General features: G+C 50.6%; 11 protein-coding genes. 1 reads left to right on the forward strand and 10 read right to left on the reverse strand.

The features are described from left to right. Positions 1-69: 69 nt before the first annotated feature. The 10 genes from AAC086_RS04975 to AAC086_RS05020 form a co-directional block, all read right to left on the reverse strand. A complete protein-coding gene (locus tag AAC086_RS04975; RefSeq protein ID WP_339776020.1) occupies positions 70-1047 on the reverse strand; it encodes a TAXI family TRAP transporter solute-binding subunit in 978 nt (325 codons plus the stop codon). 214 nt (positions 1048-1261) lie between these two features. Further along, a complete protein-coding gene (locus AAC086_RS04980) occupies positions 1262-2113 on the reverse strand; it encodes a 3-keto-5-aminohexanoate cleavage protein (protein WP_339776023.1) in 852 nt (283 codons plus the stop codon). Beyond that, positions 2110-3450, reverse strand: coding sequence for an aspartate aminotransferase family protein (locus AAC086_RS04985; RefSeq protein WP_339776026.1), 1341 nt, complete (start codon positions 3448-3450; stop codon positions 2110-2112). Before AAC086_RS04985 ends, AAC086_RS04980 begins: the two co-directional genes overlap by 4 nt. Beyond that, entirely contained in the window at positions 3447-4382 is a 936-nt protein-coding gene (locus tag AAC086_RS04990) for a MurR/RpiR family transcriptional regulator (RefSeq protein ID WP_339776028.1), read from the reverse strand. Before AAC086_RS04990 ends, AAC086_RS04985 begins: the two co-directional genes overlap by 4 nt. A gap of 711 nt (positions 4383-5093) precedes the next feature. Continuing rightward, a complete protein-coding gene (locus AAC086_RS04995) occupies positions 5094-5666 on the reverse strand; it encodes a GNAT family N-acetyltransferase (protein ID WP_339776030.1) in 573 nt (190 codons plus the stop codon). Further along, on the reverse strand, positions 5638-6204 hold the full coding sequence (locus tag AAC086_RS05000) for an XRE family transcriptional regulator (protein ID WP_339776033.1): 567 nt from the start codon (positions 6202-6204) through the stop codon (positions 5638-5640). The genes AAC086_RS04995 and AAC086_RS05000 overlap by 29 nt, the downstream gene beginning before the upstream one ends. Before the next feature lie 432 nt (positions 6205-6636). After that, complete coding sequence (locus AAC086_RS05005; RefSeq protein ID WP_339776036.1) at positions 6637-7755, reverse strand: replication initiator protein A; 1119 nt, start codon at positions 7753-7755, stop codon at positions 6637-6639. Positions 7756-8495: 740 nt separating this feature from the next. Next, positions 8496-8981 (reverse strand): hypothetical protein, encoded by a 486-nt coding sequence (locus tag AAC086_RS05010; protein ID WP_339776039.1) that lies wholly within the window; start codon positions 8979-8981, stop codon positions 8496-8498. Further along, on the reverse strand, positions 8981-9856 hold the full coding sequence (locus AAC086_RS05015; RefSeq protein ID WP_339776042.1) for a ParA family protein: 876 nt from the start codon (positions 9854-9856) through the stop codon (positions 8981-8983). Before AAC086_RS05015 ends, AAC086_RS05010 begins: the two co-directional genes overlap by 1 nt. 1305 nt (positions 9857-11161) lie before the next feature. Beyond that, complete coding sequence (locus tag AAC086_RS05020; protein WP_339776045.1) at positions 11162-12172, reverse strand: winged helix-turn-helix domain-containing protein; 1011 nt, start codon at positions 12170-12172, stop codon at positions 11162-11164. Positions 12173-13464: 1292 nt separating this feature from the next. Between AAC086_RS05020 and AAC086_RS05025 the strand changes: the two genes are divergently transcribed. After that, a complete protein-coding gene (locus AAC086_RS05025) occupies positions 13465-15177 on the forward strand; it encodes a ShlB/FhaC/HecB family hemolysin secretion/activation protein (protein WP_339776048.1) in 1713 nt (570 codons plus the stop codon). Positions 15178-15186 lie beyond the last annotated feature (9 nt).

The following is a 15186-nucleotide window of genomic DNA, read 5'->3' on the forward strand; positions in this document are numbered from 1 at the left end:
ATGCCCGCGCAGGATAGGACAGACAGGCAAAACGGGAGGCACAAGGTACCTCCCGTTTTCAGAGCGACCTTACATCAGGCCTGCTTCTTTGTAATATTTAACCGCACCATCATGAAGCGGCGCAGAAAGACCGTCCTTGATCATTTCTTCCTTTTTCAGAATTGCAAAAGCCGGATGCAGCTTTTTAAACTCGTCAAAATTCTCAAAAACCGCTTTCACGACATTGTAAATAATATCTTCATCGGTTTTGGTCGAAGTAACAAAAGTTGCACCAACGCCAAAGGTTTTGACGTCTTCCGGGTTGCCGCGATACATGCCGCCGGGGATGGTGGCGACACGATAATAGGGGTTATCAGCAACCAGTTTGTCAATTTCCGGGCCGGAAACATCAACCAGAACAGAATCACACGCCGTGGTTGCTTCCTGAATCGAACCAGCCGGGTGACCGACGGTGTAGATCATCGCATCGATCTTGTTATCGCAAAGGGCCTGCGACTGTTCAGCTGGCTTCAATTCAGATGCCAGGGCAAAATCATCAACCGACCAGCCTTTGGCTGCCATAACAACATCCATGGTATCGCGCTGACCGGAACCGGGGTTGCCAATATTGACGCGTTTGCCTTTCAGATCATCAAAGGTTTTGATGCCAGAATCAGCACGGGCGACAACGGTGAACGGCTCGGGATGGATCGAGAAAACAGCGCGCAGTTCCTTGAACGGGCCCTGATCGGCAAATTTGCCAGTGCCGTTATAGGCGTAATATTGAATGTCGGACTGGGCCACACCCATATCAAGTTCGCCAGCGCGGATAGTATTGACATTGTAAACCGAACCGCCGGTGGATTCGACAGAACAACGGATACCATGATCCTTGCGGCCTTTATTAACCAGACGGCAAATGGCACCGCCCGTCGGGTAATACACACCCGTAACGCCACCGGTGCCGATGGTGATAAATTTCTGATCAGCAGCCGAAGACTGGCCCGCGAACATAGAAATGCCCGCAAACGCAACCACGGCACTTGCAATAGCAACAAGTTTTTTCATCAGGACTGTCTCCCTTTACACCCTGTTTGAAGGATTCAACCGCGCCAGAAGGCAGCAGAAGAATTTAGATGGAGCAGCAACCATCACTGATAGCTGCGCCGATTATCGGGACTATATTTAAAGCTGCAGAATTATGAACCCAACAGCTTGGGAAATGATCCCGAAACACTTCCCGACTGTGATCGTGATCACAGGTTTTTTGTTAAATTTGCAATCACCAGTCAGGGCGAAGCAACTTTCGCGCGATATCTGCGTTTGCCAATCGACGTCCCAGCATGGCAACACCCTTTCGGGCCTGATCGATCAGGGCTGCGTTATTGGGCGGGGTTTCCCCGTCAATCAACGTCATATTGTTTTCAAAGCCGATCCGCGCGTGCCCGCCCAGGGCAATCGCCGCCATCGCACAGGCATTTTCAAACCGGCCAAAGGCGCACATCATCCAGTTTGACACCAGATCTGGCTGTTCACGCACCACCGGGGATGCCAGAAAACCCAGCAAATCCGCCGGGCAGGATTTTTGCCCAACCGTATAGCGCCCTAAAACATATAGCAGGGGAAAACCGGCTCCCGGGATGATACCGCGTGCCACCAGATCGGCAAATCGGGCGATATCTTCAGGTTCATATAAAATGAATTGCGGGCGAATATCGGCTTCGCGCATAAAGGCGCAAAAATCGGCGAAGGCGCGTTCATTACCCCCTTTGGGGGCAACTTCACGGATGGCCAGCGATACAGCTTCGGGCACCACGTCACACACCATCGCCATTTGCTGGTCTGCTTCATAAATACCAACCGCCTCGCTGGTAACCTGTATGAGCAACTCATTGCCTACGGCATGGCGAATTTCTGCCATTGCCTCGCGGTAGCGCCCGGTATCAAGGCTATGCCCACCGTTATCATCGCGCACATGCAAATGAATAACCGACGCCCCGGCATCCCGGCACAAACGTGCCTCGTGCGCCAGTTCTGCGGGTGTGATCGGCAAATTGGGATAATCGGTCGGCAGTTTACGCGCCCCGTTTGGCGCCACGGCCAGAATGGCCGGGGTTTCAGCATATCCGGTCATAACAGCCCCTCGGCGGCAAAAACCTGGTCTAACGTTTGGGAAAACAGGTCAACAATGTCGCCAATCTGGCTTTCAGTCACAATATAGGGCGGGGCAAACAACACATGGTCGCCGCGCTGACCATCAATCGTGCCGCCCATCGGGTAACACATCAGGCCATTTTCAAAAGCGGTCTTTTTGATTTTTGCGTGAATCTTGCGCGATGGATCAAACGGTTCTTTGGTCGCACGATCGGCAACAAATTCCACGCCGCGAAACAGGCCGCGCCCGCGCACGTCGCCGACATAAGGATGATTGCCAAGCTGCCCGACAAGCGCGTTTTGCAAATTATCCCCCTGGGCAACCACGTTTTTCAACAAATCGCGGTTACGAATGGTCCGCTGGGTGGCAAGGGCGGCGGCACAGGCCGTCGCATGGCCCTGATAGGTGTGTCCATGCTGGAAAAACCCGCTGCCATTGGCGATGGCTTTATGAATTTTGCCCGAAACCAGAACCGCACCAATCGGCTGATAGCCCGCACCAAGCCCCTTGGCGATGGTTTGCAAATCGCCCGAAATACCTTCCTGCTCGATCGCATGAAGCGTGCCGGTACGGCCCATGCCACACATTACTTCATCAAGAATCAGCAATACGCCATATCGATCACAAATTTCGCGAATACGTTTAAAATAGCCCGGCACAGCAGCAACCGCCCCCAATGTCGCTCCCACAACCGGCTCGGCGACAAAGGCAGCAACCCGGCCCGTGCCCAATTGTAAAATGGCTTCTTCCAGCTCGTTGGCAACACGAAGGCCATATTCCTCGGTGGTTTCGTTATCTCGCTGATCGCGATAGGCATAACAGGGCGATATGTGGCTGGCATTGATCAACAAGGGTTCGAACTGGCGACGGCGCCACATATTGCCCCCAACCGACAAAGCGCCCAGCGTATTGCCATGATAACTTTGGCGCCGCGCAATGACAAATTCACGGTCCGGCTCGCCAATTTCCAGAAAATACTGCCGGGCCATTTTAAGCGATGCTTCAATCGCCTCGGACCCGCCTGAAACGAAATAAACCCGTTCCATCCCGACCGGGGCATGGGCGATCAAATCATCCGCCAGGTCTTCCATCGGGCCTGATGAAAAGAACCCGGAATGGGCATAAGCCAGCTTGCCAACCTGATCCATGATGGCCGCCCGGACGTCGGGGTCTGAATGACCAAGACAGGAAACCGCGGCCCCGCCAGAGGCATCAAGATACCTTTTGCCATTTTCATCGATGATATAAATGCCATCGCCCGACACGGCACGCGGCGGCTGGGTCAGACTGTTGCGGTGTAAAACATGTGACGTCATGATCGATTGTTCCGTTTGGGACCTTGGTCCTGCCAGTAAGTATCAAAAACCGAGAGCTGTTTTTCGGCCACAGCAATTTGCTGCAAGGCCGTTTCGCCGCCCCGCGCCACCAGCAACGCGACCAACGCCTGCATGATGGATACGGCAGCGGTAAAACTTTGAAAAAACGACGGCGATGCGTCCGCGACCACCAGATTGACGCTGGCGTGACGGGCCAACGGAGAGACATCGGAATCTGTAACGCTGATCAGAGTGGTTTTTTGTGCCACGGCATAATCAACCATTTGCAACGTGTCGTTGGTATAAGGGCTAAGACATACGGCAAGCATCACATCGCGCCGCCCGATGCCGCGCAACTGATCGCCAAATGTGCCAGCGGCACCATCAACCAGTGTTAAATTGTCGCCAAACAGGCGATAGGCGTACGCAAACTGGAAGGCCGCGGGAAAAGCGGCACGTCGGCCCAGCACAAAAACGCGTCGCGCCCCTTCAATATGGGTGCAAGCGGCCATAAGGGCGGCCCGCATTTCAACACCATAAGAACGAACCAGATTGCCATGTTCCTGATGCAGGATTTCATTAATCAGGTCGTTTTCACCGCCCCTGACCGCATCATTGGAAGGCGTTACCATTTCGCTATCAACACGGCGATGCTGTAATTGCCGCGCCCGCCCCGCATAACTTGCAGGCATGTCGCGCAACCGGTTCTGATAGCCAAGGCGAAATTCCTGATAGCTTTCAATGCCAATGGTTTTCATAAGCCGATTAATGGTGCTGGGCGGCACATCAACCGCCAGGGCCAGGGCACGCATCGATTTCAGGGCCACGTCATCGGGATGATCCAGCATATAACGTGCAACCCGCTGCAATTGCGGGCTCATCGCGCCATATTGCGCAATCAAACGTTCCCGAAAGTCGGTATAGACCCCCATCGGTGCCTCATCTCTTTGTGATCCTGGTAAAATTACGCCACAGAAAGCGATCTGAAACAACAAATGTTCCATTTTTACCAAATAACGAAACATTCGTTCGCAGAAATGTTTCATTCCCTGGCAAATAAAATCACATTAAATTATTTAAAAACAGATACTTGATCGATAAATAACATGAATTTTCGCGACGAAGGACCATTCGTATATGTTTCATTTTTAAACCCGTAAATCGCGCTCAAATTGAACCCGGTAACGAATCGATCCCATTTCCCGGAAATCACCACTCTTGTGGCCTTGCCGGGGAACAATAAATTATACCTGAAATCATCGGTACATCGCGGACAATACAAGCCTGACACTGCCCGCGAAATACCGAACAATTCCGGGGAATCAAGCAGGACGAGTTCATGTCATGACCTGCCCTCTCGATACGTGGTCATGGCCCGGAACTGTCGGGTGCGGTTCATGAGATCAGCCAGGTAAGCATTGCGACCGCAGTTGATTACCACGGGCAGAAACTTTTACGTAGAAAATGGTTACTTCTTATTTTTCATATATATATGACTTCACAAACGTAAATCGATTTTCGTTTGTCCGTCTTTTGACATGTGTAATTTTAGCCAATGCTGTTCTTTCCGTCGGAAACACAGGGGATTTTTTGTCGCATCACAAAATACGGAAGAAGGCTAAACCCAAAGCCCCGGCCCGCCCCTAAATATGTTTATACATGACCGTCGTGGCATCAAACGTGTCTGTAAACGGATCTTTGGCATAGCCGGGGATTGTGCCCGCCACTTGATAGCCAAGATCCCGGTATAAAGGCTCTGCGTTGTCGCCTGTACGCGTATCGAGGGTGATCAGGGTGCGCTGTCGCTGTTGCGCGGCGGCTTCAAGCGTGATCATCAGGCTGCGGGCGATGCCGCGGCGACGATAACCCGGATGCACAAGCAATTTGGCAACTTCAGCACGATGTCGCTGATTTGCGGGGGTATCACAATCAAGTTGCACCGAACCTGCAATGTCGCCATCGATTTCTGCGATCAGCAATAACCGATTGCCTGTATTGATACCTGGAAGCACCTTTAATTTCCAGAAATCCTCGGCTGCTTGCAAGGTAAACGGATGCACAAAGCTGATGCTGGCACCTTGTTGGACGCAGGCATGTAACAAGCTTGAAAAAGCTTCCAGTCTGGTAAGCAATTGTTCGCCAGTACAGGTGCTGATGTGAGCCATGCTTATTGTCGTCATAATTCTCTCACACGATGAACAGGTGATATCGGGCAAAGATATGTTTTGGTGTTTGAAAACTGCTCGAACCGCTAAGCTGATATCGAACGCAGTCGCCCGGTTTAAGATCATAGAGCGTGTCTGCGAGGATGAGGGTTAGCTCCCCTTCCAGCATCACCAGGTGATGCTCCAGCCCCGTTCGGGGGGGCTGTGCGTATTTGATCGTTGTGTCGGGTGGCAAAACACATTCCAGCACTTCACCCTTAAGCTGCGTTGCAGGGGGCGATAGCGAGCATCGGGAAAAGCCTGTTTCAGGGTCCGTCCAGGTTTTTTGCCGGGTATGCAATATCAGCGGCTCAAATGTTGCTTCTATCAAATGCATCAGTCGGGACAGGGTAATGTCATAGGTCGTACATAATTTGGCAAGCAAAGTGGTTGTCGGGCTGACATCTGCCTTTTCCAGACGTGATAATGTTGACTTGCTGATACCGCTTTGGCTCGCCAGTTCGTCAAGTGTCCAGCCTTTTGCCTGACGCAAGGAGCGTAGCTGGGCTGCTATTTGGTGGTCGATGCTGATTTGATGTGTTTTTCCCATAAGTGGGATTAATTCCCAAATATGGGTCTTTGGCAAGTGCTATTTTGGGGATGCTTGTTTTATTGGATATCGCGGACGCCCGTTTGGGATGTTGTGTCCAGTGGTTGATGTGACCGGTAATGCTTGCCAAGTGGTTTTATTCATTAACAAAATATTAATTCAAATATAACGTCCACTGCCCTTAGAATTGTTATATGAGTTAATAAAGAATGTTAGAGTTGAGTTAAGTAAGTTACGGGGCCGAGAGACTCCTTTTGGTGCTCAGGAGTCCGGGCTGGTTGGTTGTCCGCGATATACCGATTAAATGTCCGCGATGTATCAAATAGAGCGTCCGCAATAACACGACCGTAAAGTATCGAACCTTTGTCCGCGATGTACCGATGTTTGGTCCGTGATGTGCCGTTGAGCGGCAAAAGTTATCCACAGACCTGCTTACAGATCGATGCTGCGATTGGAAACATAACGCTCGCAAAATGCGATGAAGGCCTTTTCAGGGTCCTTGATGACCAGTTGGTTTCTTTGGCTTGAACCGGCCCATTCCCGCTCCAGATGGTCTATGTCCCACTCCGGGAAGCGCTCACGGGCATTATTTATGACATGGATCGATAAAGGCTTGGGACGAAACCGCGCATCGCCGATTTCAAACAGTTTATCGGGGCTTTCTTCGGCTGTATTGGCCGCAGCTTCGATCGGTTCGTCACTTTGCGGACGTATTGGCCGGACTTCAAGCATCCATTCTTTTGGATTCCGGCTTTTGAACGCACTGTCAAAATCGGCGGATTTGCCCATTTTCAGGGTATAATCGGGGATATTGGCATCAATGATGATTTTACCAAGATCTGCTCTGAACTTGCGCTCTTCGCGGTCTGATCCGCATTTTTCCTTAAGGGACGGAATGCTGATCAGCCAGCTGCGCTGTTGGCCGCAATGCTTGCGGGCCAGTTCATAAATCCGCCGTTCCAGGCCCTTTGACAGGTCAAAATAGCGCGGGCTGATGGTCAGGACGCGGCGGTCGATGACGATGGCCTTGAACATCCATTCATTCAGGGTTACTTCGACACCGGCCATCATGGAACGCCCGTTTTTGGTTTTGCGTTCGATGATGCGATAGCTTTCAATCCAACCAAAGCCGGACCGGATTTTATCGTTGCCCGATTCAACGTTTGTCCGCACACGTGTTCCGTCAAGTCGTTCTAACATATCAAGAAAAAGGGTGTAACCCCGCTTGGATGTCTGACGTTTGGTTGAGCGTAAAAAGTCATGGGCGGCAAAGGTTATTTTGCGATCGCTGACCTTTTCGCCGCGCTCGAGCTTTTCGTTGATGATCGACCCCAGATACATCAACAAATCTTTGTCATAGATATTCGCCATGCCCTTGGCACCGGGTTCGATCCGGATATCCACCCCACCCCGGCTATAATGGAACGGGGTGCGGCGCGGCTGCTTGGTCAGGGAAAACCAAGGGTGTTCCATCAGCATCCGGTCGTCTTTGAACGGTGCCCCGTCGACCAGCTGATCTAAAAAAAGATCTACCTGTTGAGAACTCGCCACCTGTAAACCCTTTTACCATTTGTCCGCGTTGTGACGAGTTTGGTCAAATATGCCCAATATATCAATGCATTGATTTCTGTTTGTCCGCGATGTGCCGAGTAAAAACGTCCGCGATGTAACGAGAAAAACGGTTGCTAACGGTTTGAATCTTCGTCATTTCACGGGCGTTTTTGGCTAAACCCTGTGCGGGCCATTTTTTTGAGGTCAGGTTTGGGGGCGGGATTGAAGAAATGGCGGCGCTTTTGTCCGCGTTGTGACGAGTTGCTTAAAGATGTTTTCCGGCGTGTGAATAAGACGATTTAACTACTGTGTTGTTTTTAAAAGATTTTCACTGTTAAACCGATGCTTTAAATTGTATTTACAAATGATTAACGGCCATTTGTCCGCGATATAACGAATCGTTTGCGGGCCGAATCGTTACATCGCGGACATTTTGTATCTGTCGATCCAGGTCTTCTGTGCTGGTGATGGTCGGCCATGTCCTGTTTTCGAGCCGCAGACCGGCCTTTCGGACATAATTAGTCCGTGAAATGCCGAATGTTTTTGGCATGAAAGGGAATTGGTTGTCGGTGTTGTTGCTTGAGAGGGACGTTAACGCATCAAGATGCAAACCGGCGGGGATGCAATCGCTTTGGTATTTGGCGATTTAATAAAAAAACGGCAGATTTCCGGGGAAAAATGCCGTTTTGGAATGATCCGGAATTTTTGGTCCGTTGTTTTGTCCGCGAAGTTACGAACTGTTAATCTTCTTCCATGACCTTGCGTTGAAGCTCGATTCGGTCATCAAAATTGGGGTCGAGGTCGCGGCAAAAGCGGATCAGAGCCTCGCGCATGAAGTCCGCCCGGGTATATTCCTCGCCTTCTGGCAGAGGGTCGTTTTTTTGCAGGTTGGCTTTACGTTTGCGGACCAGCATGCGGATGACATGGTCGACGGCCTCGTCTACTTTGGTCTCAATGCGCAAAAGCCCGATATATTCTTTGCCAGAATGGATATCGCGGACATTTTGAGGTGCTGCTGCGGGCGGTGTTGCCTGTGGAAGATCGGCGGTATTGCCTGCATTGGCCGTACTTGTGGCAGGCGCGTCGTCGGTGCTGGTCCGGGCTGCGGCGATGTCGTCTTCGGTTTCGTCCGGGCTCCAGATTTCGGCAAGATCTTCGGGGCGCGGCGGCACTTTTTTAACCCGTTCACGACGGGCGAGACGGGCAAAATTTGGTTTGGTCGCCATTATGCTTCCTCCTTGCTCAGACGGGTTACCAGTTCAAGCAGAAAATTATACATTTCGTCGGCGGCGTTACCGCGCTGGTAGCGCGTTATCGGCATGCCAACGGTTTGTGCTTCCTGAAAAGCAACGCGTTTGCCCAGCCTGGTTTCGAATATTTTGTCACGAATGCTAAAATAGAATTCATCTGGTTCCGCCCCCTCGCCGCGCATCAGCTCGACATAATCCTTTTTGATTTTCGAGCTGTGATCAACGTCGTTGAGAATGACGCCCAGCAGATTTAGGCCGGGATTGTATTTGCGTTTGAAGCGCGCGATGGTTTTGACGACGTTTTTGACGGCATCGGACGAATATTCGTCTGCATTTGCCGGTGACAGAACAAAATCCGCTGCCATGGCGGCTGCGGTAACGTGATTGCCCGGGGTTGGCGGACAATCAATGATCATAATGTCAAAGTCGGTTTGCCGTGCCAGATATTCATCAAGTTCAAGCAAAAGGTCGTGCTGGATGCCCATCAGGGCGACCAGATTGGTATTGCCGGTGTTCAATGCCAAATGGTCGCTGACAGCCAACGGTTTGACCCGTTCGTTGGCATTGGAAAAGATGGTCATTGAATTTGCCCGGTCAATGTCAACGTCGCTAAACACCCGGTCATGTTGCAATTCACCATAGCGCAAGGTGGTTTTGGTCAGGTTTCCCTGCGGGTCAAGGTCAACGGCGAGAATTTTCAGGCCCGCTTCGGCAAGGTGCACGCAAATCTGAAAAGTAAGGGTGGTTTTGCCGACGCCACCTTTTTCATTAAGGGTGGCAATGACCATTGGCCCTTTTGAACGAACGTTTTCGATCAGATCGGACGGCAAATCGTAATTGTAGCGTGCCATTTGAAGTTCCTTGATCTCGGTTATTCTGATGGGGCCTGGCAACAAACCAGATTACGTATATCGACAGTTCGATTTGCGAAGATCGATATGCGTAATCCGGAAACCGGGTTTACGATAATTCGTGTATCGATGGAGTGAAACCCGATTATCGGTTTTTGTCTATACGTTATGCGATGCTCGTTCATCGGCTCTCGTATTTTCGACTCTCGGGCATCGTTCCTTGCATCTTCGGCTTTCGTTCTTCGGGTATTGTGTTTTCGATGCTCGGGGATCGTTCTTTGTCTTATCGATTCTCGCTTTGTCGATCATCGGTATTCGTAAATAGATGTTCGTTTCTCGTTTGTCGGGTTTTTACTTTACGACTTTCGCATACTCGATATCCGTGAGTCGTTTCTTGATGTCTCGAACATCGACTTAGCGCTACCCGTATTTCGATAAGCGTATATCGATTCTCAAATACTCGTTTAACGGACCTGCGGAAAACGGTAAAGCGATTTCCAGATAACGTTTTTCGCTCTGCCGTAATTCGACTTTCGATTATTTACTTATCGAATTTCGACTAACCGTATCACGATTATTGCAAGAACGCAAAATCAAATTACGTTTATACGCTTTTCGATTATCGATACCCGCACAAACGAGGATAGATTTTTCGATAACCAATTCTCGTTCATCCGATAATCCATATCCGAAAATCGCTTATCGTACATCGCTTATCGTACATCGCTTATCGTATATCGGTTATCGCTAAATCGAGATACGTTATCCGTAATACGATAATCGGGTAACGACAGTACATTTATCGTTTTACGATTAAGAGATATCCGATAATCGATAAACGTATCCCGTACCATGAAAAAACGATTATCGATAATCGTTTTGCGCATCACGATTATACGATTATCGATTTTGTTATATTAAATCATTGATTTTAAATAACATATTTTTTGCAAAGACTGACTGTGCCGTCAAAAAAAGGAGGCCCGCACGGAAATTGTCATCCGATGAAATCCTGAAAGGTGCATGCTGATCCTCTGGTGATGACAGCAACCGTCATGTTTCACTGTGTCAGTTCATTATCAGACATGGCATCCCATTGGAAATGCAAAGTGGGATCGCGGCCTTCGGTTGCTGTCGTTTGCTGCGACAACACCCTTATGGGCAGCACCGCCTTTGGGCGATGATGGTTTAAAAGGGCGCCAACGCCGCAGATGTTCATCAGCCGATATCGATATAACCGGACACTTCCTCTAAATTAGGCCTGTTTTTGGCTGGAACGGGTAGGGGGATGCCCAATGACGGTCGTCAAATTTGAAGCAAGACATCCAGAAAGTAGTGGCCACCGGCACGACCGCGTGGCCCGCGCGACAGAATGCCCGCTTTCAGCAATCGTTTAATCTGATAATGGGCCGCTTGTGGTGTGATGTCACATTCTCTGACAATGTCGCTCACGCAGATACTGCCTGTCTGGAACAGCCTTTTGTTGATTTTTTCAAGGCTTGTTCCTCGGCCTTCGTTTGCCAGCAGGGCCGCGCGATCCCAAACTTGCTTCATTTGCTGGTCAATATGAGCGAGCTTTTCAATTCCGTCGGCCAGAATGCCAATTGTGAGGGGGCGTGCAATTCTTGCGGGCAGGTGTTTGTGAAGGAGTTCGGTTAATTTTGGCATGCGTTGCGTTAAAGCCACGCCGGAAATGATCGGCACATGAATGCCCTGGCAAAAATGCCCGATAATATCAGAAATGATGATCCGGCAGATTCGGTTCCAATATGCGGCCTGTGGATCATCTACTTCAACGTGAAGATTCTGTTCTGCAGTCGTAATCGACAGATCCAGGCTGCCAAGGCGCGCGCTACTCATCACGTTCAACACTATATATAAGGCATCTGCCGCACCAATCAGTCCGGAATTTGTCGGAATGTTCAAAATACGGCTATAAAGTCCTTCAATCATATCTTCTGCAACCGGGCACGGAACCTGACGGTCAGCAACAATTGTGCGCCATTGTGGTATATCGTCGGGCTCAAGCCAATTGCGGGATCGGATACTGGACCGGGTCGCAACCTTGGTAATGAGTTCGGCGGTGAATGAGCGCTGCGATGAATTGTGGCGGCTTTGCAATGTTTCGAAAACATCCATCGCCCCACTAAGATTTTCAAAATGGGCCGAAGTTTCGCCTCCGTGGGCTGTAAACTGCAACAGCCTTCGTGGTGTTGCTCCGCGCCCTTCCGCAGTGACAGCATCACAGGATTCAATGAGTGAAGACGCCAGTGAAACGTGCGCATGCCGTGCGCGATCGCGCAATCTTTCCGCCATTTGGCCCAGCAACCGTTCGGCTGCCAAGGCTGTCTTTATATAATCGGGGTCGTCGATAACAGGTGCTTGCGGGGCAGGGGGCTTTTCGGCTTCTATTTGGCGACAGACATGATCTGTTTCCTCGGCAATTTTTTGCCGATCCCCGGCGATATCCCGGCGGAGTTTTTTAATCGCTTCATCTAATGGATTTTGCCCCAACCTGATCGCCTGTTCGTAATAATTTTTCGCAATATACCATGATATTACCACTCGATTTTAAAATTAATGATACCATTAATTTGATGTACTGGAGTGTTTAATGATGATGACAAGGCGACGTTGGTTTGAATTTGTGTGTTGGCGGGGCAAACCTGCAAAAAATGCCTGCACTTTCGCTAGATGTTGCAAGATTCCAGCGTTGTCAGATGCATTTGCCCGCCTGAAATCTTCTTACACATAATATAGGTATCAATCGTTTCCAGATTATGTACGCGCGCTTATTTTCTTCATACTGACCAGTCCCGGGCTCGTGTGCCAACGGCATCTGCCTTAAGATGTCGTTTTCCTTCGTCCTTACAATCATCGGCTTAGGGTTTTTGGGGCGGCAAGCGCGTGCCTGAGGCACTTTGTGGGCTAATGACCTGGCGTTGGATTTGTCATTTCCCGTGCTGCGGAATGATGTTTGGGAACTTGCCGCTGTGAAAGCCGGGATGCGCGATGTGACTTGTGATCACAAGTCGGCATCAAGAACGTCACGATCCCGCCATCACCCGGCGATTCGCAAAATCAGAGCACTTCAGTTCTCTGTGTAAATCCTGTCAAATCCATCCCGCCTGATCTTTTTGAAATTTTCGACCACTGATATTATGAGGCTCTTCAAGACGCCAGTGACGGGCTGTGCGAAGGATCACATCATCCGTTTTTGGTTCGCTCCCTCCTTTCCCCGCTATGGTCCAATCTTATTGTAAGGGTAATTTTGGTATGTAACATCAATATCTTACAGAGATATATTATATACAATAGTATGCACAAAAATATTTAAGCTTTCAAAGAAGGCGTGCTCCAGACAGCGTGTTTCGCCTGGAAAACATACTATTGTCCAGGCTGCCGTCTTCATTCGGATACAAAAAATCGTTGCATTGACTATCTTCGGCGGTTTACCAATATAGTATATGTATCTAATTGTATAAGATGCTTGGAGATGCTCGGATGAAGAGATGCGCCGGGTCGGTACATTATCAGTTCTTGAGGGTGGTCTATTGACCAAAAGTTCAGCTTTGCTGTTCTGAAATTTGGGTTCTTGGGGGAATCGGGTGAGAAAAGATAGTTGGGTTCTGCGTCGTCATCGCGCGGCATTGGTAACATGCGCATTATGTGTGGCGGGTTTCGGCCCTGGCATTGCTCATGCCCAAACGGTACCATCTCAGCTTCCATCCGGGGCAGAGGCCGGGCGTGATTTATCCAAGCCCGAACTACCAATGCCATCGAGCAAGGAAGGGAGCATTTCGGTTCCCGGTTCGGCCGCAGTTGAAGTGCCTGCAGGGGCCGAACAAGCCAGCTTTGTGCTGAATTCCTTTGAAATTGAAGGCGCAACGGCATTTTCCCCCGATGAGCTCCTTCCGCTTTACCAGGGCATGTTGGGCAAAACCATCACGGTTGCCGATGCGTTTGGGGTGGCTGCCAATATCGAGCTTAAATATCGCAATGCCGGATATGTGATTTCGCGTGTTGTGGTTCCGCCCCAGGAAGTCACCACTGGCGATTTTAAAATTCGCGTTGTCGAAGGGTTCATTTCTGACATCGTCGTTCAGGAAGACGTTGGGCCGGTGAGTGCCGCCGTTAAACGGCTGCTTGCCCCGTTGATCGGCAAAACCCCGGTTACGGTTGATGAAATGGAACGGCGCCTGCTTTTGGCCAATGATCTGGCCGGAATGACCGTGCGTGCCACCCTTAAGCCCTCGGCAACCGCACCGGGTGGCTCGGAAATGCTGGTCGAGGCAGATCGCGTTGCTACCACAGCAACCCTGTCGGCGGATAACCGCAATTCGCCCTATTCGGGCAATGCCGAAGGGCTGGCTTTGGTCCAGTTTAACTCTTTTGGCACTCACGCCGATCAACTGGCGATCCAAACCCAGCTTTCCTCGCCGATTGAACGCTCCTGGTCGCTCAGTGCCAATTATCAGGGCATGTTTTCCGAAGACGGATTGATGCTGGGATTTAGTTCCAGCTATGGCCGCTCGCGCCCGGGCAAGGAGCTTGAAGCCCTGGAAGTTAACAGCGCAGTGATGGCCGAGCGCGCTATCGCCACCTATCCGCTGATCCGCTCCCGGTTACAGAATTTGCGCATTTCGGGCGAATATGAATATCGCGCGATTGATACCGATGTGCTCGATAACCCGTTTAACCGGGACCGCCTGCACATTGCACGCGCGGGCATCAGCTATGATCGGACCGACAGTTTTCAAGGCATCACCGCTGTGCGCGCCACCATCCACCGGGGGCTTGATGTGTTTAACGCCACCAACAAGGACGATCCTTTGGCGTCGCGTGCCGATGCCAGCGGGTCCTTTACCAAGGCGACCATCGATTTAACCCGTGTCCAGCAAGTGACCGACCGGGTTAGCATGCTGTTGACTGCCACCGGCCAATATGCGGTTAACCCGTTGCTGGCAAGCGAGGAAATGGCACTGGGCGGGGCCAATTATGGCCGTGGTTTTGACAGCAACGAATTTTCCGGCGATGACGGCTGGGCGACCTCACTGGAAATCCGCTATTCGCCCGACCTTCCCGAGATTTTCCCCAACGGGGTCCAGTTTTACAGCTTTGTCGATAGCGGTCAGGTCTGGGATATCGACGACAATGTTTCGCATGAGCGTACCAGTGCTTCGTCTTTTGGCGGTGGCATGCGCGTGAATATTCTCGAAAATCTTTATGCATCGGCAGAAGTGGCAAAGGGGTTTCGAAAGCCCACGGCGGATTCATCGGCCAAGCCCCAAGCCTTCTTCACCATTTCAGCCAAATTTTAAGTGCGGGTC

This window comes from uncultured Thalassospira sp., from assembly GCF_963976115.1.
In the GTDB taxonomy this organism is placed as follows: domain Bacteria; phylum Pseudomonadota; class Alphaproteobacteria; order Rhodospirillales; family Thalassospiraceae; genus Thalassospira.

Coding starts and splice junctions, on each gene's coding strand:
- AAC086_RS05000 (WP_339776033.1), bottom strand. CDS start 6,204: ATGGGAAAAACACATCAAATCAGCATCGACCACCAAATAGCAGCCCAG.
- AAC086_RS05010 (WP_339776039.1), bottom strand. CDS start 8,981: ATGGCGACCAAACCAAATTTTGCCCGTCTCGCCCGTCGTGAACGGGTT.
- AAC086_RS04985 (WP_339776026.1), bottom strand. CDS start 3,450: ATGACGTCACATGTTTTACACCGCAACAGTCTGACCCAGCCGCCGCGT.
- AAC086_RS05020 (WP_339776045.1), bottom strand. CDS start 12,172: ATGGCGGAAAGATTGCGCGATCGCGCACGGCATGCGCACGTTTCACTG.
- AAC086_RS04975 (WP_339776020.1), bottom strand. CDS start 1,047: ATGAAAAAACTTGTTGCTATTGCAAGTGCCGTGGTTGCGTTTGCGGGC.
- AAC086_RS04980 (WP_339776023.1), bottom strand. CDS start 2,113: ATGACCGGATATGCTGAAACCCCGGCCATTCTGGCCGTGGCGCCAAAC.
- AAC086_RS05015 (WP_339776042.1), bottom strand. CDS start 9,856: ATGGCACGCTACAATTACGATTTGCCGTCCGATCTGATCGAAAACGTT.
- AAC086_RS04990 (WP_339776028.1), bottom strand. CDS start 4,382: ATGGGGGTCTATACCGACTTTCGGGAACGTTTGATTGCGCAATATGGC.